At 58.6% G+C, this 24,364-nt stretch carries 29 protein-coding genes and 1 tRNA gene; 20 read left to right on the top strand and 10 right to left on the bottom strand.

Annotated features, from left to right (window positions below; translation table 11 throughout):
• Both ACR0MI_RS07930 and ACR0MI_RS07925 read right to left on the bottom strand, forming a co-directional pair.
• A complete protein-coding gene (locus ACR0MI_RS07930) occupies nt 1–549 on the bottom strand; it encodes an NYN domain-containing protein (RefSeq protein WP_480854078.1) in 549 nt (182 codons plus the stop codon).
• Nucleotides 550–815: 266 nt separating this feature from the next.
• Nucleotides 816–1,106: a hypothetical protein gene (locus ACR0MI_RS07925; RefSeq protein ID WP_170614193.1), complete on the bottom strand. Its 291-nt coding sequence runs from the start codon at nt 1,104–1,106 to the stop codon at nt 816–818.
• A 224-nt stretch (nt 1,107–1,330) separates the two neighbouring features.
• Between ACR0MI_RS07925 and ACR0MI_RS07920 the strand changes: the two genes are divergently transcribed.
• The 3 genes from ACR0MI_RS07920 to ACR0MI_RS07910 are packed head-to-tail and all read left to right on the top strand — an operon-like array spanning nt 1,331 to nt 2,506.
• Nucleotides 1,331–1,675 (top strand): ORF6N domain-containing protein, encoded by a 345-nt coding sequence (locus tag ACR0MI_RS07920; protein ID WP_480440821.1) that lies wholly within the window; start codon nt 1,331–1,333, stop codon nt 1,673–1,675.
• A complete protein-coding gene (locus ACR0MI_RS07915) occupies nt 1,665–2,036 on the top strand; it encodes a hypothetical protein (protein WP_480440819.1) in 372 nt (123 codons plus the stop codon). The genes ACR0MI_RS07920 and ACR0MI_RS07915 overlap by 11 nt, the downstream gene beginning before the upstream one ends.
• Nucleotides 2,037–2,077: 41 nt before the next feature.
• The gene (locus ACR0MI_RS07910) at nt 2,078–2,506 is read left to right on the top strand and encodes a hypothetical protein (RefSeq protein ID WP_170816965.1); all 429 of its coding nucleotides are present in this window, start codon (nt 2,078–2,080) and stop codon (nt 2,504–2,506) included.
• A gap of 21 nt (nt 2,507–2,527) precedes the next feature.
• On the opposite strand, the gene ACR0MI_RS07905 is transcribed toward ACR0MI_RS07910, so the two are convergent.
• The 3 genes from ACR0MI_RS07905 to ACR0MI_RS07895 all read right to left on the bottom strand — a co-directional run bounded on the left by ACR0MI_RS07905 (nt 2,528) and on the right by ACR0MI_RS07895 (nt 5,228).
• Nucleotides 2,528–2,890: an MmcQ/YjbR family DNA-binding protein gene (locus ACR0MI_RS07905; RefSeq protein ID WP_170614447.1), complete on the bottom strand. Its 363-nt coding sequence runs from the start codon at nt 2,888–2,890 to the stop codon at nt 2,528–2,530.
• A gap of 181 nt (nt 2,891–3,071) precedes the next feature.
• Nucleotides 3,072–4,469 (bottom strand): aspartate aminotransferase family protein, encoded by a 1,398-nt coding sequence (locus ACR0MI_RS07900; protein ID WP_170816966.1) that lies wholly within the window; start codon nt 4,467–4,469, stop codon nt 3,072–3,074.
• 75 nt (nt 4,470–4,544) lie between these two features.
• Nucleotides 4,545–5,228 (bottom strand): GntR family transcriptional regulator, encoded by a 684-nt coding sequence (locus tag ACR0MI_RS07895; RefSeq protein WP_170614190.1) that lies wholly within the window; start codon nt 5,226–5,228, stop codon nt 4,545–4,547.
• Between the two features lie 139 nt (nt 5,229–5,367).
• On the opposite strand from ACR0MI_RS07895, the gene ACR0MI_RS07890 reads away from it, so the two are divergent.
• The 5 genes from ACR0MI_RS07890 to ACR0MI_RS07870 all read left to right on the top strand — a co-directional run bounded on the left by ACR0MI_RS07890 (nt 5,368) and on the right by ACR0MI_RS07870 (nt 10,654).
• Nucleotides 5,368–6,453 carry a polyamine ABC transporter substrate-binding protein gene (locus ACR0MI_RS07890; protein ID WP_170614189.1) on the top strand — a complete coding sequence of 362 codons (1,086 nt, stop codon included), beginning with the start codon at nt 5,368–5,370 and terminating at the stop codon, nt 6,451–6,453.
• A gap of 70 nt (nt 6,454–6,523) precedes the next feature.
• On the top strand, nt 6,524–7,651 hold the full coding sequence (locus ACR0MI_RS07885; RefSeq protein ID WP_170614188.1) for an ABC transporter ATP-binding protein: 1,128 nt from the start codon (nt 6,524–6,526) through the stop codon (nt 7,649–7,651).
• A complete protein-coding gene (locus ACR0MI_RS07880; protein WP_170614187.1) occupies nt 7,651–8,541 on the top strand; it encodes an ABC transporter permease subunit in 891 nt (296 codons plus the stop codon). Before ACR0MI_RS07885 ends, ACR0MI_RS07880 begins: the two co-directional genes overlap by 1 nt.
• Nucleotides 8,538–9,356, top strand: a complete 819-nt coding sequence (locus ACR0MI_RS07875; RefSeq protein WP_170614186.1) for an ABC transporter permease — start codon at nt 8,538–8,540, stop codon at nt 9,354–9,356. Before ACR0MI_RS07880 ends, ACR0MI_RS07875 begins: the two co-directional genes overlap by 4 nt.
• Nucleotides 9,353–10,654, top strand: a complete 1,302-nt coding sequence (locus ACR0MI_RS07870) for an NAD(P)/FAD-dependent oxidoreductase (protein WP_170816967.1) — start codon at nt 9,353–9,355, stop codon at nt 10,652–10,654. Before ACR0MI_RS07875 ends, ACR0MI_RS07870 begins: the two co-directional genes overlap by 4 nt.
• 7 nt (nt 10,655–10,661) lie before the next feature.
• Here ACR0MI_RS07870 and ACR0MI_RS07865 read toward each other — a convergent pair whose 3' ends face one another.
• Genes ACR0MI_RS07865 through ACR0MI_RS07855 form a run of 3 tightly spaced genes read right to left on the bottom strand, consistent with a single transcriptional unit; the run spans nt 10,662 to nt 13,476 of the window.
• Nucleotides 10,662–11,612 carry an aminoglycoside phosphotransferase family protein gene (locus tag ACR0MI_RS07865; protein WP_170816968.1) on the bottom strand — a complete coding sequence of 317 codons (951 nt, stop codon included), beginning with the start codon at nt 11,610–11,612 and terminating at the stop codon, nt 10,662–10,664.
• Nucleotides 11,584–12,249: a flagellar hook capping FlgD N-terminal domain-containing protein gene (locus tag ACR0MI_RS07860; protein ID WP_170619288.1), complete on the bottom strand. Its 666-nt coding sequence runs from the start codon at nt 12,247–12,249 to the stop codon at nt 11,584–11,586. Before ACR0MI_RS07860 ends, ACR0MI_RS07865 begins: the two co-directional genes overlap by 29 nt.
• 3 nt (nt 12,250–12,252) lie before the next feature.
• Nucleotides 12,253–13,476, bottom strand: coding sequence for a flagellar hook-length control protein FliK (locus ACR0MI_RS07855; protein WP_170816970.1), 1,224 nt, complete (start codon nt 13,474–13,476; stop codon nt 12,253–12,255).
• A 112-nt stretch (nt 13,477–13,588) separates the two neighbouring features.
• On the opposite strand from ACR0MI_RS07855, the gene ACR0MI_RS07850 reads away from it, so the two are divergent.
• From ACR0MI_RS07850 to ACR0MI_RS07820, 7 genes are all read left to right on the top strand, one after another.
• Entirely contained in the window at nt 13,589–13,864 is a 276-nt protein-coding gene (locus ACR0MI_RS07850; RefSeq protein WP_170614182.1) for a rod-binding protein, read from the top strand.
• The gene (locus tag ACR0MI_RS07845; RefSeq protein ID WP_170816982.1) at nt 13,854–14,213 is read left to right on the top strand and encodes a flagellar biosynthesis protein FlgN; all 360 of its coding nucleotides are present in this window, start codon (nt 13,854–13,856) and stop codon (nt 14,211–14,213) included. The genes ACR0MI_RS07850 and ACR0MI_RS07845 overlap by 11 nt, the downstream gene beginning before the upstream one ends.
• A gap of 73 nt (nt 14,214–14,286) precedes the next feature.
• A complete protein-coding gene (locus tag ACR0MI_RS07840; protein WP_480440811.1) occupies nt 14,287–14,418 on the top strand; it encodes a hypothetical protein in 132 nt (43 codons plus the stop codon).
• 5 nt (nt 14,419–14,423) lie between these two features.
• Complete coding sequence (locus ACR0MI_RS07835) at nt 14,424–15,635, top strand: flagellin N-terminal helical domain-containing protein (protein WP_170619290.1); 1,212 nt, start codon at nt 14,424–14,426, stop codon at nt 15,633–15,635.
• Nucleotides 15,636–15,712: 77 nt separating this feature from the next.
• Entirely contained in the window at nt 15,713–16,090 is a 378-nt protein-coding gene (flaF, locus tag ACR0MI_RS07830) for a flagellar biosynthesis regulator FlaF (RefSeq protein WP_170614179.1), read from the top strand.
• Entirely contained in the window at nt 16,087–16,485 is a 399-nt protein-coding gene (flbT, locus tag ACR0MI_RS07825) for a flagellar biosynthesis repressor FlbT (RefSeq protein WP_170614178.1), read from the top strand. The genes flaF and flbT overlap by 4 nt, the downstream gene beginning before the upstream one ends.
• Entirely contained in the window at nt 16,485–17,282 is a 798-nt protein-coding gene (locus ACR0MI_RS07820; protein ID WP_170614177.1) for a DUF1217 domain-containing protein, read from the top strand. The genes flbT and ACR0MI_RS07820 overlap by 1 nt, the downstream gene beginning before the upstream one ends.
• A gap of 132 nt (nt 17,283–17,414) precedes the next feature.
• Here the strand turns inward: ACR0MI_RS07820 and ACR0MI_RS07815 are convergent, their stop codons facing one another.
• On the bottom strand, nt 17,415–18,422 hold the full coding sequence (locus tag ACR0MI_RS07815) for an AraC family transcriptional regulator (RefSeq protein WP_170619291.1): 1,008 nt from the start codon (nt 18,420–18,422) through the stop codon (nt 17,415–17,417).
• Between the two features lie 127 nt (nt 18,423–18,549).
• Between ACR0MI_RS07815 and ACR0MI_RS07810 the strand changes: the two genes are divergently transcribed.
• Genes ACR0MI_RS07810 through ACR0MI_RS07795 form a run of 4 tightly spaced genes read left to right on the top strand, consistent with a single transcriptional unit; the run spans nt 18,550 to nt 23,219 of the window.
• Nucleotides 18,550–19,962, top strand: a complete 1,413-nt coding sequence (locus ACR0MI_RS07810; protein ID WP_480854067.1) for an amidohydrolase family protein — start codon at nt 18,550–18,552, stop codon at nt 19,960–19,962.
• A 26-nt stretch (nt 19,963–19,988) separates the two neighbouring features.
• Complete coding sequence (locus ACR0MI_RS07805; RefSeq protein ID WP_170614174.1) at nt 19,989–20,753, top strand: DUF3299 domain-containing protein; 765 nt, start codon at nt 19,989–19,991, stop codon at nt 20,751–20,753.
• Nucleotides 20,750–21,931, top strand: coding sequence for a carbohydrate porin (locus ACR0MI_RS07800; protein WP_170619292.1), 1,182 nt, complete (start codon nt 20,750–20,752; stop codon nt 21,929–21,931). The genes ACR0MI_RS07805 and ACR0MI_RS07800 overlap by 4 nt, the downstream gene beginning before the upstream one ends.
• 46 nt (nt 21,932–21,977) lie before the next feature.
• A complete protein-coding gene (locus ACR0MI_RS07795; protein ID WP_170816973.1) occupies nt 21,978–23,219 on the top strand; it encodes a membrane dipeptidase in 1,242 nt (413 codons plus the stop codon).
• An 85-nt stretch (nt 23,220–23,304) separates the two neighbouring features.
• Here the strand turns inward: ACR0MI_RS07795 and ACR0MI_RS07790 are convergent.
• Nucleotides 23,305–23,380 (bottom strand) — tRNA-Val (locus ACR0MI_RS07790).
• 204 nt (nt 23,381–23,584) lie between these two features.
• On the opposite strand from ACR0MI_RS07790, the gene modA reads away from it, so the two are divergent.
• Nucleotides 23,585–24,364 carry a molybdate ABC transporter substrate-binding protein gene (gene modA / locus ACR0MI_RS07785; RefSeq protein WP_170619294.1) on the top strand — a complete coding sequence of 260 codons (780 nt, stop codon included), beginning with the start codon at nt 23,585–23,587 and terminating at the stop codon, nt 24,362–24,364.

Raw genomic sequence — 24,364 nt, 5'->3', positions numbered from 1 at the left:
CTACTTGAATTGAACTTGATTGTTTCGGATCTGGCCTCGCAAAAACAAGTCTTGATGAGTTATGTGAGGGAAGTGCTCTTCCCAATCTCTGAAACGATCATTTGTCACTATGCGCGCATTCAATTGTTCCGCGTCGGTGATCAACAAAGGATCTGCAGGCGTCCTTTTTGGGGCCACTGAAATTCGTCGTGCTGGATATCGAAGAGCTTTGGAAAGGTTAGTGGGGTTCATGTACCGGCCTGAAACCAAATAACCAATGTTAGCATCAAACCAGACTATGGGTTCAAACCCGTCCGAAACCAACTTTTCAATGACTAATTTGACCGAATGCAAAGCTGGTTTATCGTTTTCCCAATAAAGCACGTTCGACCCATCGATAACGACCCACTCTATTCGTTTTCGATGCCAGTGCCTGGCCAGCAGGACAACAGCGAGAACGGTTCCTACCGCTCCAGCCAACAGCGGCAAAGTTATTATTGGGCCGAAGATCACGACCAACAAAAATGCGAAAAAAATAGAAACAATTAGAAGAAGCAGTAATCCTATCATACGAGGATTGATAGTGAATTTGTAAAGCTATGCAATATAGAGATTTTCCAGCCTCACTGCCAAAAGAATGGCCGACTTCGTTGCTGAGAAGTCTTACTATAGCACTTCAGCAAGCGATCAATGTTATGCCGCCAAAAGCGCCGCGCGCTACCAGATTACCGCCCAGCGCGATGTGCGCGCGTCGCAGTTCTCCGCGTTGGTGCGGGAAACGCTTGCACATCCCACTAGGACTTAGAAAATGAGGGCGGGTAACCCCGCCCAAACCTTTACCCCTTGTCCCAATGCGCAATCACATCGTATCCCACCGGTGAGGGCGGGCCTTCCATGAATTCGGCGAAATGGCCCCACAGTTCGGCCACTTTGGGCGCGTTTGCGTTCGAGGTCGCCTCGCTTTCCACGACCGAGATCACATAGCCCGAACCATCCTCGTTCATCACATTGGTAAAGCAATGCATCCCCGGCATCCCCATGATTTCCGCTTTCATCGCATTCATCTTCGCCGTCGCCGCCTCCCGCGTGCCGGGCTTCATTTTGTATTGAGTAATTCGCGCAAACATCACTTTCCTCCCTCGTCTGGCGAAATTGCAATGTAGCGGGGCCGGAGCGACCTCGCCGGGCGCACCCTAGCACGACAGTGCGAAATCTCGCATTGATACGAGGGATTTGTGGGCGTTTTCAACTATACGCCTGACCGTATCCGGACGGCTAACACTTCAAGGTTGCAGCCCAGCGCCCGCTGCTTCACGTTTGAAATCACAAATTGTGATTCCAAACGGTTGCCATGACGAGCCCAAACGCACTGCCCTCAACGCATGAAGTCCAAAGCGCCATTCACCGGGTGCGCGGCACTCGCGTCGTGCTGGCCGAGGATCTGGCGCAGTTCTACGGAAAGTCCGTCAGCGCCTTCAATCAGGCCGTGTCGCGCAACAAGGACCTGTTCGAGGGCTACCGCTTTCAGCTGACCGATGCCGAGGTCGCCGATTTGCAATCACAGAATGTGATCTCAAAACCCAAGGGCCGCGGCGGGCGGCGGGTCAATCCGTGGGTCTATACCGATTACGGCGTGGCCATCGCCTCGGCCCTGTTCAAGGACCCGCGCGATCAGGATCACCCGGATGATTACTGAGGCTTTTGTCGACGGCGCAAACGCTTTGGCCGAAACCCCGCGCAGCGTGCCGGAAATCCTGCCACCCGAGGGCACCCCCGCCCCGCTGCTGCCGAATGGCGATCAGTTGAGGGCTCTGGCCGAAAACATCCTAGATTCCGGTCAGCAAAGCCTCGTCGATTATATCGCCAACCCCACCACCAAGCGGCAACAGGCAGTAGCGATGATCATGAAGACGCTGGCCGAAACCGCTGGTGAAGAGGTACGCACCCAGCGGGAACGTTTGCGCCTGAGCATCGCGGAACGTCTGGCCACCGGCGACTATGCGGATGACGATGATCGGAAACGGTTGCTGGACCTGTTGAACGCGATGAAGGGATAGTCACACTTGCCTCAACGCCGTCAGCGGCTAGTTACCAAAGGATGCGCTTTGTTTTTTTGTCTCTTCTCTTAGCCACGCCAGCCACCGCATGGGAGGCCACGGTCGGGTCGATTTGCACCTTGTCGCACGACACAAGCACGGCCGAAATCTTTCTGACCTATGACCCGGCGCAACCGCTTTATACGCTGACCATCACCCGCAAGACCGAGGGTTGGACGCAGGCGCCGTGGTTCGCCATGCGCTTTGACGGCCCGAACCCCATCGAAATCGCGACACCGCGCCATGTTCTGTCCGAAAACGCCGAATCTCTGACCGTCACGGATACCGGGTTTGGCAATGTTCTGGATGGGTTGGAATACAATCAGACCGCCTATGCCTTTACGCAGGACAAGCTGACCGAGTTTCCATTGGACGGCGCGGCACCGCAAGTTCGTATCTTTCGAGACTGCGCTGGGGCTCAGCTGTCCTGATCGGTCGGCGGGCGGAATGGGTCATCGACCCTGCAGCCCCAACTCCACCCTTACCTTCTTGGTCAGCTTGGACACGACCATTTCGTATGAGGTGACGATATGCTCGCGCAGCGAGGCATCGCTCATCCCGCGCGGCTCATAGACCTGCAGCCATTTCATCCCGCGCGACGCCAAATAGGGCGCGGGGCGGATGCCGGGTTCGTCGCCCAGCACCTCGAAAGCCAGATCGGTAGCCTTGAAGGTGAACGCATCGCGCCCTTCGTTCCAGCCGCAGATCGCAAACACCTTGCCGCCCACTTTCCACACATCCGCGTTGCCCCACTGCACCACATGTCTGGTGGCTGTGAGCGAGGCGCAGAAGGTGTTGAATTCATCGCGGGTCATCCCGATGACAGTGCCGGTCCGGGTGAGACGTGGCAATATGCGGCGCGTGTTAATTTTGAAATAACCCTGACCGGCCGCTCTGGTTTAGGCATGCCCGAAATTCTCAGCTTTCCTGAAAGAAAACGACCCCGAAATCCTGTCAGGATTTCGGGGCCCAATCACGCGGCGCGGCGCAATGGCGTCAGGATGCCGCCTTCATCAGCCCCTGCTTGATGATCTCGGCCTGCGCCTCATCCAGTGACTTGTAGATGCGCACGAACATCTCATCGATGTCCGCCGGGGTCAGGATCAGCGGCGGCGAAATGATCATGCGGTCACCCACGTGGCGCATAATCAAATTGTTGGCAAAGCAGCGGTCGCGGCAGATATACCCGATCGTGCCCGGTTCGGAAGCGAACTTGGCACGGCTGGCCTTGTCCGGGGTCAGCGCGATCGATGCCATCATGCCGACGATCTTCGCCTCACCCACCAATGGGTGATCGGCCAGAGCCTCCCACTTTTCCTTCAGATAAGGCGCGGCCACATCGCGGACATGTTCGACGATCTTTTCCTCTTCGAGGATACGCAGGTTTTCCAGCGCGACGGCTGCGGCGACCGGATGACCAGAGTAGGTGTAGCCGTGGTTGAATTCAGTGCCGCCGATGACCTCGGCAGTCTCATCGTTCACAATCGAGCCGCCGATTGGCGCATAGCCCGAGCTGAGGCCCTTGGCGATGGTCATGATATGCGGTTTGATGCCAACGGTTTGCGATCCGAACCAGTTTCCGGTTCTGCCAAAACCGCAGATCACCTCATCGGCGATGAGCAGGATATCGTATTTGTCGCAGATCCTCTGGATCTCGGGCCAGTATGTGTCGGGCGCGACGATGACCCCGCCTGCACCCTGAACCGGTTCGGCAATAAAGGCCGCGACCCGGTCTTCGCCCAGTTCCTGAATGGCTTCTTCCAGCTCTCGTGCGCGGGCCAGGCCAAACTCCTCCGGCGACATGTCGCCGCCTTCGGCCCACCAGTTGGGTTGGTTGATGTGGTGGATGTTCGGGATCGGGATGCCGCCCTGCGCATGCATGCCTGCCATACCGCCCAGCGAAGCCGAACCCACAGACGAGCCGTGATAGGCGTTGTGGCGGCTGATTATGATGTTCTTGTCGGGCTGGCCTTTTTCGGCCCAATAGGTCCGCACGAGGCGGATATTGGTGTCGTTGGCCTCGGACCCGCCGGCGGCGAAGAAGACGTGGTTCAGGTCGCCCGGGGCCAGTTCGGCGATCTTGGCGGCCAGTGCAATGGCGGGCACGTGGGTCGTTTTGAAGAAGGTGTTGTAATAGGGCAGTTCACGCATCTGACGCGCGGCCACGTCGGCCAGTTCATCACGGCCATAGCCGATATTGACACACCACAGTCCGGCCATGGCGTCAAGAATCTCTTCGCCTTCGCTGTCAGTCAGGTAAACGCCGCTGGCGCGGGTGATGACGCGGGCCCCTTCCTTTCCGAGTGAGCCGTTTGCGGAAAACGGGTGTATGTGATGGGCCGCATCCAGGGCCTGAAGTTCGGCGGTGGGCATGTGATTGGTTATGATGGACATCCGAGAATCCCCTGCAACGATGGTTGCGTCACACAATATGATCAAATTCTACGCTGTCAATCGAATCACTTCACATTATGCGTCAGTCAGCGTGTCAGCCATCAGTGCCATGCCTTGCTCGATGTCCTGCGCGGCCGCCTTTCCGGCACTTTCCGCATCCCCACGGCGAAGCGCGTCAATAATGTCTTTGTGCCGGTCGGGCAGGCTCTGTGTGCCGAACCGACCGCAGACAACCCGCAGGGACGGACCGAATCGCAACCACAGACGCTCGGCCAGATCGCTGAGAATCGGGGCGTCTGCGTGTGAATAAAGCGTCTCGTGAAATTCATGGTTCAGACGCAGGTAACCACTGACATCACCATCCGCGATGGTGCGGTCCAGCCGCTGATCGATCTCTTCCAGCCGATCAATGTCCGCAGGGTTAATACGCGCCGCAGCACGGCGGGAAAGCTCTGATTCTATTGATATTCTGGCGAATATCACCTGCTCGACATCCTCGTTTGACAAGAGAGGCACACTGACACGGCGGTTGCCCTGAAACACCAGCGCACCGTCCGAGATCAGCCGGCGGATTGCCTCGCGCACCGGGGTCATGCCGACACCGAGAGATTCGGTCAGACCCTGGATCGTCACCGGTTGACCGGGGACCAGTTCACCGAACAGGATCTGCGACTTCAGCCTGTGGTAGACCTGCGCGTGTGCCGGACTTTTTTCATTGTCCGCCGAAGTTCCGGATGGCTTATTTTTGATCAAATCCAATTGCTTCACCCTGTTTGTCTGGATCAGAACCAGCAGCTTTTGGTTCGGGGTGAACCTTAGTCGGTCTTGCAAGAAAACACAAAACTTGATCAAATCTCAAAAAAAGTGAAAATACGCGTGAATAAGCAGGGAGAAGAAAATGAACATCAAAACGCTGACACTGACAGCGGTGGTCGCACTGGGGACTTCGGCAGCATTTGCCGAAGAGGTGCGTGTCTACAACTGGTCAGACTATATCGACGAAGAACTGTTGAATAAGTTCGAGGAAGAAACGGGCCTGACCCTGATCTACGACGTGTTCGACAGCAACGAGGTTCTGGAAACCAAAATGCTGGCGGGCGGCTCGGGCTATGATGTGGTGGTGCCATCCGGCACATTCCTTCAGCGTCAGATCCAGGCCGGCGCGTTCCAGAAGCTGGATACTTCAAAGCTGTCCAACGCGGGCAACCTTTGGGATGTCATTCAGAACCGTACCGCAGGGTATGACCCGGACAATGCCTATTCGATCAACTATATGTGGGGCACCACAGGTATCGGCGTGAATGTCGGCAAGGTCAAAGAAGTGCTGGGCGAGGACGTTGCCCTGAACAGCATGGATCTGGTTCTCAAGCCGGAGAACATGGAGAAGCTGGCCTCATGCGGCGTGCACTTCCTGGATGCACCTGCCGAAATCATCCCGATGGCGCTGCAGTATATAGGTGAGGACCCGGACAGCCACGACAAGGATGTAATCGGCAAGACCGAGGAAGTTCTGATGGGTGTACGTCCGTATATTCAGAAATTCCACAGCTCCGAGTACATCAACGCGCTGGCAAACGGTGACATCTGTGTGGCCGTTGGATGGTCCGGCGACATCCTGCAGGCGCGGGATCGCGCGGCCGAGGCCGAAAACGGTGTGGAAATCGAATACCACCCATTTGCCGAAGGTTCGCTGATGTGGTTCGACCAGATGGCGGTTCCTGCGGATGCTCCGAACCCGGAAGGCGCGCACAAGTTCCTGAACTTCATTCTGGATGCCAACAACATGGCCGCCGCCTCGAACTATGTCTACTACGCCAACGGCAACAAGGCGTCACAGGAGTTCCTCGAGGAAGACGTGATCGATGATCCGGCGATCTATCCGGATGAGGCGACCATGCAGAACCTGTACATCACGACACCCTATCCGTCGAAGACCCAGCGGGTTGTGACTCGTCTTTGGACCAAGATCAAATCGGGCACCTGACCGATTTATCGGCGCAGGGCGGCCATGGCTGCCCTGCGCCTGTTTCCAGTCCGGCAACACGGGGGCCACAGTGACTTCTGACGTCTTTGCGCCATGGGATGACCCACAGGCGAAACCGCTGATCCAGTTTCAGAACGTGACCAAACGTTTTGGGGCCTTTACCGCCATCGACAATCTGTCTCTGGATATCTTCGAGAAGGAGTTCTTTGCTCTGCTCGGGCCGTCCGGATGTGGCAAGACCACCATGATGCGGATGCTGGCGGGGTTCGAAACCCCGACCGAAGGGCACATCATGCTTGGCGGTCAGGACATCGATCCGATCCCGCCCAACAAAAGGGCGGTAAACATGATGTTCCAGTCCTATGCCCTGTTTCCTCACCTGAGCATCTGGGACAACATCGCCTTTGGCCTGCGTCGGGACAACATGCCAAAGCGTGATCTAGAAAACCGGGTCGAAGAAATGTTGCGTCTGACCCGGCTGGAGCAGTTTGCCCGCCGCAAGCCGCATCAGATCTCGGGTGGTCAGCGGCAGCGGGTCGCGCTTGCACGCTCGCTGGCAAAAGCGCCCAAACTGTTGCTGCTGGACGAGCCTTTGGGCGCGCTGGACAAGAAACTGCGGCAGGACACGCAGTTCGAACTGATGGATATTCAGGAAAAGACGGGCACCACTTTCGTAATCGTGACACACGACCAGGAAGAAGCCATGACCGTCGCCAGCCGCGTCGCCGTCATGGATCAGGGGCAGCTCAAGCAGGTGGCCACCCCCGACCGGATATACGAGACGCCAAACTCGGTCTACGTGGCAGACTTCATCGGGGATGTGAACATCATCGAGGGCCGGGCGACCGCAAATGGCGAAGAGACGTACAAGATCGACTGGGCCGAAGGGCAGGCACCGCTGACGGCACAGTCAAGAAGCGGATTTTCAAACGGGCAGACCTGTCATCTGGCGATCCGCCCCGAAAAAGTGACAATTTCGGCCGAACGCCCCGCCGACGCGATCAACGCGGTGCAGGGCAAGGTGCATGACATTGCCTATCTGGGCAATCTGTCCACCTATCACGTGGAACTGCCGAACGGCACGATCATCAAGGCGCAAACGGCCAATACGCGCCGCATCTCGCGCCGATCCTTCACATGGGAAGACCCGGTCTGGCTGTCCTGGACAGCGACCGCCGCGGTTCTGCTGGATCGCTGATGCGCCGGGCCCTGCTGATCGCACTTCCCTATGTCTGGCTGCTGGCGCTGTTCATGGTGCCATTCTTCATTGTCCTGAAGATTTCGCTGTCGGACACAGCCCTTGCCATCCCGCCCTATACGCCGACGCTGGACCTGTCCGAAGGGTGGGCCGGCATCAAGGCCTTCTTCAGTGAACTGGATCTGGAGAATTTCGTCTGGCTGACCGAGGATGACCTTTACTGGAAGGCTTACCTGTCCAGCGTCAAAATCGCCCTGATCTCGACCGTTCTGACGCTGATCGTAGGCTACCCCATTGCCTACGGCATGGCCCGCGCGCCCGAGGAATGGCGCCCGACGCTGATGATGCTGGTGATCCTGCCGTTCTGGACCTCGTTCCTGATCCGGGTCTACGCCTGGATGGGCATCCTGAGCAACGAAGGCTATCTGAACCAGTTTCTGCTGTGGACCGGGATCATTTCGACCCCGCTGACCATCCTGAACACCAACACGGCGGTCTATATCGGCATCGTCTATACCTATCTGCCCTTCATGATCCTGCCGGTCTATTCGGCGCTGGAACGGATGGACGGATCGCTGATCGAAGCCGCCGAAGATCTGGGATGTTCACGTCTGCAGGCGTTCTGGCTGGTGACAATCCCGCTGTCGCGGCCCGGCATCATCGCCGGATGCTTCCTTGTGATGATCCCCGTGATTGGTGAGTTCGTGATCCCGTCGCTTCTGGGCGGATCCGGGACACTGATGATCGGCAAGGTGTTGTGGGAAGAGTTCTTCTCGAACCGCGACTGGCCTGTGGCAAGCGCCGTGGCGGTGGTTCTGCTGCTGATCCTGATCATTCCGATCGTGCTGTTCCAGCGCAATCAGCAGAAACAGACGGAGGCCGAGAAATGAACAGGCTAAGCTGGTTCAACGCGGTTTCCCTGACACTGGGCTTCGCTTTCCTTTACATTCCGATGATCATCCTGATCATCTTCAGCTTCAACGAAAGCAAACTGGTCACGGTCTGGGCCGGGTTCTCGACCAAATGGTATGGGGAACTGGTCCAGAACGAAGCATTTCTGGATGCCGCCTGGGTCACGATCCGGGTTGCGGTGTTCTCATCAACGCTGGCCACCATTCTGGGCACGGCGGCGGCTTATGTGCTGGTGCGCGGCGGGCGGTTCTTTGGCCGTACGCTGTTCTCCGGCATGATCTACGCGCCGCTGGTCATGCCCGAAGTGATCACCGGCCTGTCCCTGCTGCTGCTGTTCATCGGCATCGGTCTGGACCGGGGCATCCTGACCATCGTTCTGGCCCACACAACCTTTTCGATGTGCTTCGTTTCGGTCGTGGTCTCCTCGCGGCTGGTGACGTTCGATCAGTCTCTGGAAGAGGCAGCGCTTGATCTGGGCTGCTCTCCGGCGCAGGCGTTCCGGCTGGTCACGTTGCCGATCATCGCGCCTGCGGTGATCTCCGGCTGGCTGCTGGCTTTCACCCTGTCACTGGACGATCTGGTGATCGCATCTTTCACCTCGGGGCCGTCGGCCACGACCTTGCCGATCAAGATATTCTCGGCCGTCAGGCTGGGCGTCAGCCCTGAGATCAATGCGCTGTCCACGCTCATGATTGCGGCGGTGACGGTCGGGGTGATCACCGCGTCACTGGTGACAAAGCGGGCCATGGTACGGCAACGTCAGGACGAGACGGCGGCGGCGCGCACTGAATGAAGCGCCTGTTTCCTGATTATACCTACGGCCCCGCCCCCCGGCAGGGGTGCTGGTGGGACGAAACCATCGCAGCACCGGACTGGCCCACGTTTCCTGGCGGGTCGCAGGTTGACGTCGCCATCATCGGGGGCGGCTTCACAGGCGTTTCCGCCGCCTTGCACCTGGCCCGGAATGGAGTTTCGGTCGCCGTGCTCGAAGCGGCAACGCCCGGTTGGGGCGCCTCGGGGCGCAATGGCGGGTTCTGCTGTCTGGGGGGATCGAAACTGAGCCACACCGGATTGGCCCGCCGTTTCGGGGAACCCGCAGCCGAGCGTTATGAACAGGCCGAACAGGACGCCGTGGCGCTTGTTGCCGACCTGCTCTCGGCCCACGGCATTGAGGCCGATACCCATTCGGGCGGCGAGACACAGCTTGCCCATTCAAAACGCGCGATGGATGCACTGCGCAAAAAGGCGGACGCGTCCGGTGTCTTGCACGAGCGGGAAGAATTGTTGCACTTGGGGTTCGGCGGTCCGTTTTACGGCGGTTACACAACTCCCGTTGGTTTTGCCCTGAATCCCCGGAAATACCTGTTCGGTCTGGCGGCCGCCGCCGGATCGTCCGGTGCACAGTTCTTTCAGTCCAGTCCGGTTTCAAGCATAGAAAAGACCCGCAGTGGCTTCGAACTCAAAACACCGAACGGCAACTTGCGTGCGGATTACGTGCTGGTCTGCACCAACGGATATTCCAGTGAAAATATCCCGCCCTGGATGGCGGGCCGCTACATGCCCGCCCAGTCGACGGTTCTGGTCACCCGGCCCATGTCCGAAGCCGAATTGCAGGCGCAGGGCTGGACCACGGATCAGATGTCATACGATAGCCGGAACCTGTTGCACTATTTCCGGCTGATGCCGGACCGGCGGTTTTTGTTCGGAATGCGCGGCGGGTTGCTGTCCTCGGCCCGCGCCGAGGCGGCCATTCGCCGGAAAGTGGAACAGGATTTCAGGCGAATGTTCCCGGGCTGGGCCGGAGTGGACGTAACGCACACATGGTCCGGAATGGTGTGCCTGGCCCGCGATCTGGTTCCATTTGTCGGGGCTGTTCCCGGGCAGACCGGGATGTTCGCCGGCTTTGCCTACCATGGCAACGGGGTCGCCATGGGGACCTATAGCGGCCGCGCCTTGGCCCGGCTTGCCCTGGGACAGCCTGACGATCTTCCGCCGCCAATGACCCGCGCGCCGCGTCGTTTCCCGCTTGGGCCCTGGCGGCGTGCCCTGATGCCCCCCGCCTATGCGCTGCTGGCGCTGGACGATCTCTGAGCACAGATCAAAGCGCGGCCAGTTCCAATTCGAACCCTTTTGCGTAATCCGGTGCGCCATTTTCCTTGCGCCACAGGCAATAGGCCGCCATGCGCCACGTGTACCAGCGGCGCAGGCTCCGGTACCGATCCGTAACCGCTGCGTTTTGGTAGGCTGACAGGAACCGGTCTTCTTCATCCCGCGTCAAAGCTGCTCCGCGATACAGAACCTGCATTGCGGGCGACAGAAACAGGGCAAGGTCTTCGCACGGATCCCCCAAAGCCGGGCATTGCCAGTCGATCAGGGTCAAGCCCGATGATGCAACAAGGATATTGCCCGGAACCGGGTCCCCGTGGATCAGGCAGCGATGGGGCAAAGCAGCGACCTGCCCGACCGGCTTCAAACCCTCAAGCCGGGACCGGTCTGCGGACGTGCAGGCTTCAAGGATTTGCTGGCCATGACGGGCCAGATCGGCGCTGCCGTTGCAACCGTCCGGGGCCTCGACCGCCGGAGGCAGGCAATGCAGCCTGTTCAGCAGCGACGCGACCTCTTCCGGCCCGGATTGCCAGGGCGATCCGGGGGCGTGGTCATAAAAAACCCATCGATCCATTCCGTACTGCCCCGAACCACGCAGGCGCGGTACGAACCCGGTATGCGCCAGCGCTTGCAGACAACCGGCTTCCAGACCCGCGTCGTTGCGGAACAGAGGGTTTCGTAGTGCCGTGCGATATAGCTTAAGCACCCTGTCGTACTCCTCGCCCAGCACCTTCCACACCTGATTGGTGCGACCACCATAAAGCGTCTCAAACTGTGCATCGGTCGCGATCAGCTTCTGACGGCAGAGGTGATCGACAAGGTCGGTCGGAGGAAGAAGCGGACGGGACAGGGGCTTTACCGGGATTAATAACGAGTCGGGCTTTGCCAACCTTTGGCCTGTACGGCCCGGCAGATCAAGCGCCGGTTCGGATACCGGTGACATCGCCGGCGGGAACCGCCGCACCGCTTTCCAGAATCAAAAGAACCGTTCCTTCCGCGACCTGAGCCTCGACAACGCGCGTGTAGGCCGAGGCCAGCTTGCGCGATATCAACTCGCCGCTTTTGTAGCTTTCCAGTGTAGCGGAATAGCTGCCCGAAGGCAGAGGATTGCCGGACGGTTCCACCCCGGCCCAGTCCAGTTCGGTTTCGGTAACGGGCAGAGTTTTCCGCTGCAGAACAGCGCCTTCGGCATTCTGGATGACCAGCAAGGTTTGGTCTGCAGCCGGCTCCGGTTCGACAAACAGGGTGACAGGCTGGCCATCGAACTGAAACGCCGAAGCAGACCGGACGTCCATTCCGACCCAGTTGGCAAGTTGCTCGGGATTGGCTCCTGTCATCGCCATGGCAAGGCTGGTCAGCAAATCATTGGTCTGGACCTGTTGCTCAACCATTAAAAACTGCGCCAGCTGGGATGCGTATTCGGACGAATCCAGGGGTTCCAAAGGATCCTGATTGCGGGCCTGTGCTGTCAGCATCAAAAGGAAGGTTTCAAAATCTGATGTCAGGGCAGATGCCCGGGATTTTGCCGCAGTAGGCGGCTGAGCCGTAGACTGCGTGACGGATTGGGCGGGTGTGATCATGCGTCAAAGCCTTATGTCGATGCCCCTTGAAGGGCCTGTTTTTGGAACGGACGGGTCAAGGATCTGGTCGGCCTCGGCCAATCCGTTGTCCACGCTTGCAGGGCGATGGGCGTCCGACCCGCCGTGTCCTGCATCGGGGGATGTACCGAACTCGAAGGACAGCCCCCCAAAACCGAGTTTCTGAAACTCGCTTTCCAGAACCGAGATATGCCGGCGCATCAGGTCCAGCGTTTCCGGACGCTCAGCGGTAATGCTCATGTGCAACCCGTCCTCGCGTCCGTTCAACACAATCGAGACCCGTCCCAATTCTTCTGGGTTCAGGGCGACCTCAACGGCTCCGGTGCCGGGCCTTGACGAGAGGACGGCGGCCATCTGTCCTGCGATGGCTCGCGCGATATCTGCGCGGGGAGTGGGCGGTGGACTGCTCATAAGTGATGCTTCGCGCGTCGCGACAGGTGAACGGGTGTCACCCGGCGATTGTGAAATGTCGAGTTCCTGAACCGCTGACTGCTCGGTCTTGGAATCCGATTTGGCTGACGCGAGCAATTGCATCTGAGCAAAGCCCGGTGCAGCTGCCGCGCCGTTGGTACGGGCGGGTGCGGGCCTGAATTCTGAAGCGACCGAACTATCCCCCTGAGGTATCTCCGCAAGGTTGGCACTGACCCCCTGCTGTTTCGGTTCAGACCCGGTAGTGGTAGTCACCACCACGTGCTTGTCTATCAGGGAAGACATAGCCGCTTGGATCGGCGCAGCTTCAGGGTTTGCGGGCATGGGAGAGTATGACGGTTTGCGCCCGACCTGATCAGCCATTTCCACCCTCTGCACGGGGTGACTCAAAGCCTGAGCGGTTTCCGCCCGAGGTTCTACTGATGCGTTGAAGTCTGTCCCCCCGTCCGGCGGCACGGAAATCCCCGTCCAGTCATCCGGTCCCCCACCAACTTCTGGAGCGTCGGCCGCCAGCACATCCGAAGGTGCCGGGCGAGCGGGCTGTTCCGGCGTCGCTTGCGGTTCGGCCTGTTCCCTCGGCAATTGATTTTCGAGCTCTGGCACCGCGTCAGTCACCTCAGGGGCTTCGGGATCAACCCCGGTCTCGGTCGTGTCGATCTCCCCTTCCAGAATGTCCTGGAAGGTCGCCTCCTTTTTGACGTCACCACGCGGGTGCGGGTTCGCGTTCGCTTTGGCGGGCACAGATTTTGACGGGGTGGACATCAGAATCGGGTTGGGCATTTTGCTCCGGGCTCCGTTTGCGTATCCGGAAACCTGCCTTGCGGAAGTTAGGTTTATTTTAACCGCTTTCCCCTTTGATCAGGAAAGTTCGATCGAATTTTCGGAGAAAGCCATGAAGATCGCCGCCCCTTCCGCCTCACCTCAGCCGTCTTCGCCTCTGACCAGGTTGCAGGCCGCCGCGGTCGAGCTCGAGGCCACGTTTCTGGCCGAGATGTTGAAATCCGCCGGGTTGGGCGAAACACGAAAGACCTTTGGTGGCGGAGCAGGGGAAGATCAGTTTTCGACCTTTCTGGTCCAACATCAGGCAAAGCAACTGGCCCTGTCGGGCGGTGTGGGCCTGTCCGAGATCCTGTTGAAAGCCATGATGGAGAACACCGATGCCGACTGAACGAAACGTTGACCTGCTGAAATCACTGGAAAACGTCCTGGAGCTTGAGCGCAACGCGCTTACCGAAGGTGATCTGAATCGCGTGGCGCATCTGGAGCCCGAGAAAGAGAAACTGATTAACGCGATCAATGACCTGCAGGTATTTCGCCGGGATGAACTGATGCGGGTTCAAGGCAAGGTTTCGCGGAATCAGGATCTGCTGAAAAGCGCGGCCGAAGGTATCCGGTCGGTGGCTGGCCGCATCGCCGAGCTGCGCCGTGTTCAGCAGGAGTTCAGCACCTATGGGGCAGACGGGCAACGCAGCGGCTTTTCCGTTCGGCGCAGTGCAAAGCTGGAAAAACGGGCATAGCCGCAGGTTTGATTCAAATCGGAATTTTAGCGGCATTTCGCTTTAGCACTCCGTTAGGGGATCGGCACCAATAGTGAGCCTGCATCTGGAAACAGCAGGTGGCGCGAACGACCGAACGGCGCATCGCATCCGTCAGAAAGACATCAAAGCCCGCCCAATTTGGCGGGACAGCATGGGCCCGAAATGCCCGAACGGAGAAGGATGAATGACATGTCCAGTATTCTGACAAACAACGGCGCAATGGTGGCGCTGCAAACCTTGAAGTCGGTCAACAAGAACCTAGCACAGACCCAGAACGCGATCTCGACAGGCAAAGACGTTGCGACTGCCAAGGACAACTCTGCCGTCTGGGCAATTTCCAAGGTGATGGAGTCGGACGTCAAGGGGTTCAACGCCATCAAGGACAGCCTCGCACTGGGTGAATCGACGGTCGCCGTGGCGCGCAATGCGTCCGAGACGGTGACGGATCTGCTGACCCAAATGAAGGCCAAGATCGTTGCCGCGCAGGAAGACAACGTTGATCGCAGCAAGATCAATGACGACGTGACCGCATTGAAGGACCAGATCGCGTCTGTGGTCAGCGCAGCCCAGTTCAACGGCCTGAATCTGGTGAACGGATCAGCCGGGTCGGCGTCAATCCTGGCCTCTCTGGATCGCGACAATACCGGTGCGGTAACGGCGTCGTCCATCACGGTTGCAGGCCAGAACCTTTCAACGGGCGGCTATGTGGCGGCGCAGGTGTTCGATGGCTCGACCGGCGCGTCGACCGGCAACGACCGCGTGGGGGCCACAATTGACAATGGCGCCACGTCCGCCACCGCCCTGGTGACGGATGAATCCAGCGGCGCCTTCGCCGCCGGTGACAAGGTTGTCGTCGCGATTGACGATCAGATTGTATCCTACACGGTGTCGGCAGCGGATGCCGCTGCGACCACTACCGGCGATCTGGTCGCCGTAGGCCTGAAAGCAAAGATTGAGGAATTGGGCATTACCGGCCTGACCGTCGATTACGATTCAGGCACTGCGGGGACACTGTCCGTGACCAATGGCACCGGCGAGGATATCTCGTTCTCGGCCCAGTACGTGAACGCCGGATCCGGCGGCCTGGGCGCGCTGGCGGGGATCGATGTCTCCACCGGAGCAGGAGCGACCGCCGCCCTGGCAGCAGTCGAATCGCTGATCGACACTTCGATTGACGCATCTGCGGCATTTGGCTCATCGCAGGGTCGAATCGAAACCCAAAAAGCGTTCATTTCGAACCTTGCGGACTCGTTCAAATCTGGGATCGGCTCGCTGGTCGACGCCGACATGGAAGAGACCTCGGCGCGCCTGCAGGCGCTGCAGGTACAGCAGCAGTTGGCCACCCAGTCGCTTTCGATCGCCAACCAGGCACCGCAGTCGATCCTGTCGCTGTTCCGGTAATATCCAAACCTTGTCGGGGCGGGCGCGATCCGCCCCGGCAAAGACAGCCTGAAGACGACCTGCTGGAAGGATTTCATGTGACCCCTCTCACTCTAGCCCAACGCGCTTATGCTCAAACCGCTGCACCGACACGAACGCCGCGCGACACGGAATACGAGGCGATTTCCAAGATCACTCACAGGCTGAAGGCCGCATCCGCGCGCCGTAATGCGGATTATGGCGGGTTTGTTCATGCGCTGCACGAAAACCGGCGGTTGTGGTCGGTGCTTGCCAGCGGTGTTTCAGATTCAGAAAACGCGTTGCCCGCCGAACTGCGTGCCCGGATATTCTATCTGGCCGAGTTCACGGAACAGCACAGCAGCAAAGTGCTAAGCAACGACGCAATGGTGGACCCTTTGCTTGAGATCAACATGGCCGTCCTGCGCGGTCTTCGCCAAAACGGAGACCCAAGATGAGCGGGCTGGTTCTGAAGCTTGCCCCAAAGGAACGGGTGCTAATCAACGGGGTGGTGATCGAAAACGGAGACCGGCGCAGCCGGTTCTCGATCATGACGCCGGAGGCAAATGTATTGCGGTTGCGGGACGCCATTCATCCGGACGAGGTCAATACACCTGTCCGACGGGTATGCTACGCGGCTCAGCTTGTTTTGTCCGGAGATATGGATCCGGATCAGGCCCGCCAACAATTGCTGCGCCGGGTCGAGGAGTTGAGCCAGGTGTTCACCGACGCCGACAGCCGACGGGTTCTGGCCGAGGCAACGCAGGCCCTTGTCGCCGGACAGCACTATAAATGCCTGAAAGCGCTCAGATCCCTGCTGCCGCGGGAAGCGCGGCTGATGGCGTATCAGTGATGAGCTTTCAGCCGGTCATACCATCGGGCGGACTGGTCGGTTGGCGCTTCCTGCAGCGTACCTATGACGCGCAGATGCAAAGCTTCGGCACGTCCAACGTCAATGACCGCGAGGCCCGGTATTTTCTGGACAACATCGGCAAAGTGAAAGCGGCAGAAGATTTGGTGTCTGACCGCCGCCTGTTACAGGTTGCGCTGGGGGCGTTTGGGCTGGAGAACGACCTGAACAATCGGTTTTTCATTCAGAAGATCCTGTCAGACGGCACCCAGGCCGATGATGCGCTGTCCAATCGCTTGTCCGACAAAAGGTATCGCGCGTTCTCCGAAGCCTTTGGCCTGGGGCCAGGAGAAATCAGAAAAACCGGCCTAATCGCGAAGATGGAAGAAATAGCACGCAACAACGTGGTTTCCCGGTTCGAGATTGCGGTGGGCGAAAGCGACGAAACGTTGCGAATCTCGCTTTATGCGCAGCACGCGCTGGCCGATCTGGCGGCAAGCGGCGGGAGCGCGGACACCAAGTGGTTTGATCTGATGAGCCTGCCGCCCCTGCGCAAGATGATGGAAACGGCGCTGGGCCTGCCAGCAAGTTTCGCACAGCTTGATATCGACAAACAGCTTCAGGTTTTCAAAGACAAGTTGTCCCGCCTGACCGGTTCCGACGATCTGTCTCAATTCTCAGATCCGGATGCCGTTGGCCTTTTGACCGACAGGTATCTGGCCCGCAGTCAAATCGCACAAATACAAAGTTCAATTTCTCCGGCGCAAACAGCTTTGGTCCTGTTGGGGGGCGGTTTCTGACGGGATAGCGAGCAGAACTCGAGACCTCACAACCCTAAGATGCCTTCTGAGAGAATGTGTTACGAATTCTTGTCGGCTTTTGACGGACATGCCTATGAAAGGCCGCGAACCGCCAGTCCGGACTTTTGTGCTTCAGCCAGATCCAAGCCGGAATTTGGTTGGTGTCACTCCAGTCTGGCTTCGAAAAAACCGCGTGAAATGGGACTTGTCCGAGTAACCCAGCATCAGACCAATCTCTGCGATTGTCTTTTTGTCGTCCTTCAGGTGTTCCTTTGCTACATTGATGCGCAGCCGTTTGATTTCGCGCGGCAGCGTTGTGCTTTGTTGCTGAAGTGCCTTCAGAAACCGATCCGGCTGTATGCCAAGCAACCCGGCCACCACCTCTGGTCCCAAATCCGTTTCATCCAGTTTGTCGCGCAAGACGGATCGCAATGCGGCCACCACGGTCACTTCTTCCTCTTGTCGTGCCGAGACTTTGGGGGCGACATAACCCACTGAAACATGGTGCAAAAACAACCATTCAACAGGGAAACTTAGCTGCATTCCGGGGTCGGCCCCAAGACCAACCTCGATCCCTTTGTAGGCGATCGGCAAGCCATTGATGTATCGGCTTTCCCATCGCACGACAGTTGGATCCCACGAGTTGCCAACAACGGTTTGCAGAAGCCTCACATAGATTGCGGCGCCGAAACCGGTGACTTGGATCGGTGGAACCGCGGGCTCTTGTTGCCGCTCGACCCGATAGGTCGCTTTGTCCGCATCCACGATCAGCCTGTGCCGAACCGAGCTGGATTCCTGCGGCACAAGCCGCACGAAATGGGCGAAAAACTCGAACAACGTCTTTGAGGATTGCTGCGCCTGCGCAAAAGGCGGCCAGCCTTGCAGATCGAAGGTTTCGCCAACATGAAGCCCGAGATACCGATCGCCCGCCAATTCCGAAAACACATTCAGAAGTCCGAAAACCAGCTCGGAATGCACATAGACGGATGGATCGGACAACAATTCGGCCTTGAGGCCCACCTGATCCAGGGCCGGCCGCGGGTCGATCCTGCGGTCGGTGAGGTACCGTAGAAACGGCGCGGCCAATGCCAGCCGAATAAAGCCCTCGCTATGGTCCCCGGCGGTAGAATTGACAGGCACGATCGTCCCCTTCGGCTCATGCGGCAAGTTTAGGCGAGTAGCCACTTTTCCTGCCACATTCGAACATCCTACTGAAAAAGTGGCAACCGGTCCAAGCCCTTTCGGGCTAGTCTAAAAGGATCTGAATATGACGAGGTTTCTCATGTCCGGCTTACAAAACTTCCTTCTTTCAGCGGCCGTTGTCACGGTAACGTTTTCCTCTTCTCTGGCCGCACAGGCGCAAGACGAAAAAGCGCCCCAGACGCTGTTTACCAATGTCCATGTCTTCGACGGTGTGAATGAGCAGCGCATCGAGAATGCCAGCGTTCTGGTCGAGGGAAACCTCATTAAATCCGTTTCGACCGATGCGATCGAGGCACCGGATGCCACCGTGATCGATGGCGGAGGACGAACTCTAACCCCCGGCTTTATCGAGCTGCATGCGCATCTCATGCTGATGGGCCCAACGCTTCCGGCGATGGAGGCCAACACGACGTGGGAAGACTTCGCCATTCACGGCGCCCGGATGGCCGAGATGTACCTGATGCAGGGCTTCACCACTGTGAGGGATGCGGGCGGGGCCAATGGGGGGCTTCGCAGGGCAATCGACTCGGGTCAAATCGAGGGCCCGCGTTACTATCCGTCCGGTGCGTTCATCGGAACCCGGGGTGGCCACGCCGACTTTGCGAATTTCACCGCGCCGCCGGGTTCGGAAACCAACATGAGCCGCCTGAACCTGGCGCAGGAGGTCAGCGGCGTTGACGACGTCTACAAATTCGCGCGCAACAATTTTCGCATGGGTGCGACGCAACTGAAATTCATGCAGTCCGGCGGTGTGGTTTCGGCATTCGACCCCTGGCAATTGCTGGCGGGATCCCCTGAAGAGATCAAAGCCGCAGTGCAGGTGGCAAATGAGTACGGCAGCTACGTCATGGCGCATTCCTATCGTAAGGAAGCGATCCTGGGTGCGCTCGACGCAGGTGTGATGTCGATAGAACATGGCTTCTCGTTTGACTGCGAAATTGCCCAGCTCATGAACGAGAAAGGGGCCTACATCACCACGAACCTGACAGCCTTCGACCCCGGCCTGCTGGATATTCCGGCGGTTGCCAATGTGCCCTCCAGCCTCGCCAAGGCGAAATCGGCCTCGGCCACTTTCGCCGGCTACATCGACAACATGAAAGAATGCCCGGTCAAGCGTGGGTTCCAGACAGATTGCGTCGGCTCGGTCGAGGCGTGCAACATCCAGATCGCCTACGAGAAGCACCTCAATAACGAATTCTTCGGTCCCTACACGTCATTGGTGACGCTGACGTCGACCGGCGGCGAGGTTGTGGCGCTGTCGGGCGACTTCATGAACCCGTATACCGCCGGCAAGCTGGGTGTGATCGAAGAAGGCGCCTATGCCGACATTCTGCTGATCGATGGCAACCCGCTCGAGGATTTCTCGGTGGTTGGTACCGGGGATCAATGGTTCGGTGCTGATCCCAGACCCGACAGCCCGGAAACCATTCGCGTGATCATGAAGGACGGTGTAATTTACAAAAACACGCTGGATTGAACGCAGAAATCACCCGGAGGTTCTTAATGCGTCACTGGTTTTTCTTCGCTGTCGTCGCAGCCATGTCCTGGTGCGCTCAATCTGCGGTGGCGATGTCGGGCACAGCGCTGGACTGGGCTGATTTGCCCGACCCGTCCGTGCAGGAATTCGAGGACCCGTACCGGGACCTCAGCCCCGAACAATTCGACGACGTTCTGTTTGTTGTGCGGTTGCGCGGCAGGCTGCAGCAGGACAAAGGCAGCGCCGAAGAACGGCAGAACTGGCAAGAGCTTCTGACCGAGACCGAGGATGCCTTGCTGGCCGGTGGTGTGGATGTCGACTGGCTGCTGGATCAGCGGGAAGTCGTGACTGAACGCCGAAGAAAGGCGGGGACTGCCGGCAACCCGCAATTCGACGGTCAGACAATTACGCTGGCGGGTTTTGCAATTCCCGCACCCAGCGACCCGGACGGCCAGCCCGTGGCCTATTTGGTGCCGGAACGCGGAATGTGCAGCCACATGCCCCCTCCTGTGCCCAACCAGATGATCCGGGTGCGGCTGAACGGCGACTGGACGCCCAGCTATGTTCATGAACCTGTGCGACTAACCGGAAAGCTGACAATTGATCCTTCGGATCAGGAACTGATGGTTGTCGATGGACTTGTGCCCATGCGCGCAACTTTCCAGTTGGAGACGGACAGCGTCGAAACTTTGGAAACAGAGGCAGACAGGCTGGAGTGGAAAAAGCAGGCAGCAGATCGTCTCCGCGCGGCGGGCGACCGCAAGACCGGAGGGGCAAGGATTTCCGAATGATCAGGCACCTGATTGCCGCCGTTTTTGTCATCGCGACCGCTGCTGCAGCCAATGCGCAGGGGCTGTCAGGACCTTCATCCGTTGAGGCCGATCTTGAACCCGGGGACGGGTTGACCGACCCGCAATACCGTTCGGATTTTCCGCGCAACATCGCGCCGGGTTGGTTCAATTGGAAAGATCGGCTGGCCGAGAACGGGGTTCGGTTCAACCTGGATTATCTGGCGTTGGGCCAAACCACGAATGCCGATCTGGGAACCGGCGAGGCGGCCAGCGGCATCGCGCGCTTTTACGGAAACTGGCAAGCGACCGAGCGTGGCTCTCTGACATTTAAGATCGAGCACCGGCACAGCTATACGGATGTTGCGCCGCAGTTTCTTGGACTGGACGGCGGCGCCCTGTCGATCACCGGGACGGCATTCAATGACACAGGCCTGCTGCTGACCAATCTGTTCTGGACGCAAAGGGCCGACGACGGGGCGTGGACCTTACAGTTTGGTCAGATCGATGTGACCGACTTCGTTGATGTCTACGGTCTGGTCAGCCCCTATAGCGGTTTTCAAAACCTGGCATTCAACACCAATCCAACCATCAATGCCCCAAATCCAGGGCTTGGTATTGCCGGGGGCCTCAAGCTCAACAGCAACCTTTATTTGGTCGCCAGTGTCGCCGATGCCAATGCCGACCCGTCCGACCCGGATTTTGATGTTTTCAGCGATGGCAATCTCTTCAAATCGCTCGAACTTGGTTACACATCCGGCTTCGACCGCATCTATTTTGACAATGTCCATCTTACCCTCTGGCACGCGGATGCCGCCGACGACGGCAGCCGCCCCGAAGACTATGGCGGTGCGTTCTCCGCCGCTTGGTTTGTGGACAACAAATGGATGCCGTTCCTGCGTGCCGGGGCCGCGAAAGGGACGGCCGCGCTGTACAAACGGTCGGTCTCGGCCGGCATGGGATATTACGGCCGAAACACCGATCTGGCCGGGTTGGGCCTGAACTGGGCCGAAGCCCGCGGCATCGACGGAGACCAGTTCACAGTCGAGGCCTTCTATCGCTTTTCGATTTCGCCCGGCCTGCAGATCACGCCATCGGTGCAGTTCATTTCCAATCCGTTGCTGAACCCAAATCAGGATAATATCACGCTGTTCAGTCTGCGAACCCGGATCGTTTTCTGAGGCTCGCCCGACGTCCTGAACAACAAATAACAAGGGAGATTCCGTAATGAAGACCCTGTTGGCCGCAAGCGCCCTGGCAATAATCTTTGGTGGCGCGTTGCTTGCCAGTGAAGAAAGCAAGACATGGGACGCGTCAGATGAAGCCAGGCAGTTCGTGAAGGACACAATCGTTCTGGGCATGCTGGCCAGCCCCTATGGCACCGGCTGGACCGAGTACGAACAGCTGCACACCTACTTTGAACGTGCTCGGGACAATGGCATCACGGGGCATGAGATGACGCTGGCAGCCGCTGGCATGTCCTTTGAATCCCTGCTTGAGCAGCACTACCATTTCCGCGCAGCCATGGCGCAACAGCCTGAAAACTACCTGATCGTGAACGAGACACGCGACATCGAGGCCGCCCATATCCAAGGCAAGACGGCGGTCATCTGGAATAGCCAAACGGCAACGATCCTGGATGGCGATCTCAGGAAGATGGCGTTGCTGAAGGATATGGGGGTCAAGAGCATGATCCTGGCCTACAACGATATTTTCCGAACGGGTTCGGGACAATTAGCAGCCTACAACGGACGTGACATCGGCCTTACGCCCTGGGGCAAATCCGTCATCGATGAAATGGTGCGGTTCGGCATCCTGCTGGACCTCAGCCATACTGGTTCCAAGACCGCCAACGACGCCATGGACTATATGGACGAGAATTACCCCGGCGTGCCTTATGTCTACACGCATTCTGTGCCTGCCGGACTTTACGCAAACGAACCCAATGCCACGGCACGCGGGTGTTATAGGGCCATTCCCGACGACGAGGCGCTGCGCGCGGCCAAGTCGGGCGGATACGTATCGCCGACGTTCACCGAATGGATGATGGACGGCGTCTGGCCCGAGGATATCTCGCCCAAACAGGCCGCAGATATGATCGATTATTACGTCCAGCTTGTGGGTGTCGACCATGTCGGGATCGCAACGGATGACATGTTCTCGCTCGAACTCGTCGTGCAGTTCGCAACTGCAAATGCAAGCATGTACGATGATGGCGGATACATGATCGACGCCTTCAACAAAGGAGCCACCGGCAACGGTGAACTCGCCAAGATCCTGGCGGCCATCACGGATGATCTTTGGGCGCGCGGCTATTCCAACGAGGATCTCGAAAAGATCTATGGCGGCAACAAGATGAGGGTCTACGCGCAGGTCTGGGAAGGCAAGCCGCCCAAACAGTTTCTGAAAGAATACCCCGAGCGTCTGCGTTTGCGACAAGAGCTTCGTGACGGGTTCTATTCACGTTAGACCAACAACAAACACCCGCGATGAACGCAAAGTGGCGTTGTCGCGTCTTTATTTGAAAATACGCCAGAACATCAGGGCTGAAGGATGGTGGGTGATGAGAGACTCGAACTCCCGACATCTTCGGTGTAAACGAAGCGCTCTACCAACTGAGCTAATCACCCGTGACGGTGCATGTAGCCAAGCCTGCGCGCGGGCGCAAGAGGGTCCGGAACAAATTCTTGCGCCAAAGGACAGGAACGGACCGGATCAGATCAGCGATTTCGTCAGACCACTGGCCCACAAATTCCTTCGCCGCAGGGAAAGGCGCTTGCGTGTTCCCTGCTGCCTCCGATATTCCCGAAAGGACTGAAACCACAGGAATGCGCATGATCCTGACCCGCGCCTGCCGTTTTCTTATTGCGGCCCTGGTCCTTGGCACCCTGACGCTGGCTCCGGTGCGGGCCACGGCCGAGGGTGTTCTGGTCTTTGCGGCGGCCAGCCTCAAGACGGCGCTGGATGAAATCGTCCCTGCTTTCGAAGACCGGACCGGGCATCAGGTGACGGTGTCTTATGCCGCATCCTCAGTTCTGGCGCGGCAAATTCAGCAGGGCGCACCGGCGGATCTTTTCATCTCGGCCAATCAGGACTGGATGGATCAGTTGCAGAACATGGGGCTGATTGCGCCCGATTCCCGTATCGATCTTCTGGGCAACGGTCTTGTGCTGATAGGCCCTTCCCGTCAGGCACCCGCGCAGGACCTGTCCGCTGAATTCGATCTGATGACCGCGCTGGACGGCGGGTATCTGGCCACGGCGCTGGTCGATGCCGTCCCTGCGGGCGTCTATGCCAAGGCCGCGTTGCAAAGCCTCGGCCTGTGGGACGATGTGCAGGAACAGGTTGCACAGTCCGACAACGTGCGCGCCGCACTTGCGCTGGTCGCAAGCGGCGCAGCCCCGCTGGGCATTGTCTACCGATCCGATGCGCAGGCCGAAACCCGGGTCAGCGTGGTCGCCGCGATACCGGGTGACCTGCACCCCCCAATCATTTATCCCGCCGCCCTGACCGCAACCGCCAATCCGGCAGGTCGGGCCTTTCTCGAACACTTGCAATCTACGCCATCTCAGGGCGTTTTTGCCGCGCAGGGTTTTTCCCTGCCGAACGGGTAA

The sequence above is a fragment of the Ruegeria sp. D4 genome, assembly GCF_056534475.1.
Note: the sequence above shows the minus strand (reverse complement) of the source record. Positions and strands in the feature narration are given on the sequence as shown.